The following is a 3330-nucleotide window of genomic DNA, read 5'->3' as shown; positions in this document are numbered from 1 at the left end:
GGAGAGACAGATTATCTTGCAGCGTACTTCACAGCGGATGAAAAGGTTGACATTGAAAAGTTAAAAGAGCACATCTCACAGTATCTCACAGCCTACATGGTGCCGCAGGCCTTCATGCAGCTTGACAGTATGCCTATGACAGCCAATGGAAAGGTAGATAAGAAGGCATTACCTGAAATAAATAAGGTCATCAGCAACAAGATCATAAAGCAGCCGGAAAATGAACTTCAAAAGAGGCTTTGCGGATTGTTCTCAAAGGCACTTAACATGGAAGTCGGAATAGATGATGATTTCTTTGAGATGGGAGGAACATCACTTACGGCAGCCAAGGTACTCATGGGAGCCAAGGTTCAGAATATACCTATGGAGTATCAGGATATCTTCGATGCCAGGACTGTAGAGAAACTGGATCTTATTCTAAGACACAGGGATGGTGTCAATGTGGAATATGAGTCTGCACAGCATGATGACAAAAATGATGAGCGGGCAGAGGCAGAAAAAGTTTCTGGGCATAGGACTTATGAGAACCCGGAGATTGAAAAAGTGCTTGCGCATAATACTCGTGAATTTGTGGCAGGCATAAAGCCAGGAAGCCTTGGAAATGTACTTCTGACCGGAGCAACAGGATTTATGGGTATTCATGTATTGAAGGAAATCATAGACCACAGTAACTGCCGGATAATATGTCTTGTAAATGGCAAGAAGAAAGGAAATGCGTATATAAGCGGTGAAAGCCGTCTGCGCCTGCAGTTGTTCTATTACTTTGATAATGCTTATGAAGAACTGTTTGGTAATAGGATTTTTGTGAAAGAAAGTGATATAACCGACAGTGAAGCCATAGCAGCACTTGAAGGAGAATACTTTGATACAGTTATAAACTGCGCTGCCAGTGTAAAGCATTTTGCTGATTTCAACTTCCTTAGACAGGTTAATGTTGACGGAGTGGAAAATCTCATAAAACTTTGCATCAGGAAGAAGGCACGACTCATTCATCTGTCTACCTCATCAGTATGCGGTGAAGCAGTAGATGGAGTAAGTTCAGAAGACGTATTTAAAGAATGTTCATTGAATATTGGTCAGGATGTGACCTCCAATGCTTATGTCCACACCAAGTATCTTGCAGAGGAAAAAGTGCTTAAGGCTGTAGCAGAACAGGGACTGGATGGTAAGATCATGAGACTTGGAAATCTAATGAGCAGACAGGAAGACGGAGAGTTCCAGATCAACTTCAGGACTAACAATTTCATGAATACATTAAGAGCATATGCAGTACTGGGATGTATCCCGTATTCAGAGCTGGATGATCAAACCGATTTCTCACCTATAGATGAGACGGCAAGAGCAGTTGTACATCTTGCAGGTACACCGTCAGATTTCACAATCTTCCATGTTTATAATTCTCACGAGGTGGATATGGCAGACGTAGTGGCAGCAATGGATTTGTGTGGTCTTCACCTGGATGCAGTAACGGATGAAGCATTTGCCCAAAGGCTCAGAGAGGGACTTGCAGATGATGATATCAACGCATTTCTTTCACCGCTTATTAACTATGACCTTACGGATGACAATCGCCGTCAGGATATCGCCTGTGATAATCGGTTCACAGTACAGGCTTTGGGAAGGCTTGGAATTCGGTGGTCGATCACAGATATGGAGTATCTTGAGAAGGTAATAGAGATGCTGCAGACACTTGGCTTTTTTGATATCAAATAAACAGGAACAGGACATCGCATAATAAAATGTGGTGTCCTGTATTAGGGGGGATTTGTGATATATAATGCAGGAACCTGTGAATGAACGGAAATCGGTAATGATGAATATTGTATCAATGCTGATTTTCGGTACAATTGGGATTTTCAGAAGATATATTCCTGTTTCATCAGCATTTTTGGCATTCTCACGAGGAATTCTTGGCGGATTATTTCTTCTGATCTTTATCAGCTTATTCCATAGAACTTCCAAAGGGAAAATGGCACTTAAGACTATAATTTGGCTTGTTATTTCCGGCACCGTAATGGGAGTCAACTGGATGCTTCTTTTCGAGGCATATAATCATACAACAGTTGCGATTGCCACTCTTTGCTATTATATGCAGCCTACGATAGTCGTGTTATTGTCCCCGATTATTTTTAAGGAGCGATTGAAGCTAAAAGAATGTGTCTGCGCAATCATAGCTATTTGGGGAATGGTACTGGTGTCAGGTGTTACCGGAGGTGAAAGCTCAGGGACCGGAAATATGTCCGGGATATTGTTCGGCCTTGGTGCCGCGGTATTTTATTCAATAGTTATCATCATCAATAAAATAATCGGAGGGATAGATCCTTACCAAAAAACTGTAATTCAGCTCTTTTCCGCAGGGATGGTCATGATTCCATACATTTTAGTAAAAGGCGGATTCTACGGAGTGAGACTCGACCTGACTGCAATCATACTTCTTCTTATCGTAGGTCTTGTTCATACAGGAATTGCGTATGTTCTTTATTTCGGAAGCATAGATGGACTGCGAGCACAGTCGGTTGCCATCCTTAGTTATATCGATCCGGTGTCAGCATTGTTGTTTTCCGCATTCTTTTTAAAAGAACCGCTAAATTCCGTAGGGATCATAGGTGCAATAATGATCATTGGATCAGCTGTCATAAGTGAGCTACAGTTGAGTCATTTCAAGGAATAAAAAAGTATTGTTTATTGTAAGTGTGATTACTTGAGCGGGTTTTGTTGAAATTTGTATTAATATTATAGTTAAAATGAACCGATAGAATAAGTAGTATAACCTGTATAGATGAACTATGAGGAGATGTGTATGGATATTAATAATTTCAACGAAGACGATTATAATGAGATGCTCATGGGAGTGATCGTGAATGGCGGAGATGCCAGAGATACAGCGCTGAAGGCTATTCAGGCAGCAAAAAAAGGAAATTTTGAAGAAGCTGAAGAATTACTTAAAAATTGTGACGAAACTCTTCTTGAGGCTCATCAGATTCAGACCTCTATGATTCAATCGGAAATTAATGGTGAGTATATTCCTATGATGTCTATGATGGTACATGCTCAGGATATTCTGATGGACGCCATGGCTATAAAAGATATGGCAGTTGAATTTGTTGAGCTGTACAAAAGATTATCGTGAAAGTTCAGTTTATATACAGGCTGTGGTATGAAGACTACAGCCTGTATTTTTAACCTTGATAGATCTCTATCTGTATGTCATAGATAAACGTCGAAAAACATGTGTATAGCCTTTCGGAATCCAACCGGATTTTGACCATATAACAAGGGGATTAGCCCCGAATGAACATTGAAAAGAGAATACTATCCTAAAAACAGAAG

General features: G+C 40.5%; 3 protein-coding genes. All 3 read left to right on the top strand.

Annotated features, from left to right (window positions below; all coding sequences use genetic code 11):
* A partial coding sequence (locus G625_RS0114565) for an SDR family oxidoreductase (RefSeq protein WP_029201676.1) occupies nt 1-1713 on the top strand: 1713 nt, incomplete at its 5' end.
* A gap of 97 nt (nt 1714-1810) precedes the next feature.
* The gene (locus G625_RS0114560; protein ID WP_198014914.1) at nt 1811-2671 is read left to right on the top strand and encodes a DMT family transporter; all 861 of its coding nucleotides are present in this window, start codon (nt 1811-1813) and stop codon (nt 2669-2671) included.
* A 129-nt stretch (nt 2672-2800) separates the two neighbouring features.
* Complete coding sequence (locus tag G625_RS0114555; protein ID WP_044932999.1) at nt 2801-3130, top strand: PTS lactose/cellobiose transporter subunit IIA; 330 nt, start codon at nt 2801-2803, stop codon at nt 3128-3130.
* The last annotated feature ends 200 nt before the right edge of the window (nt 3131-3330 follow it).

It is taken from the genome of Oribacterium sp. NK2B42 (assembly GCF_000424445.1).
GTDB lineage: Bacteria > Bacillota > Clostridia > Lachnospirales > Lachnospiraceae > Oribacterium.
This window is presented reverse-complemented; position numbering and strand designations above follow the sequence as displayed.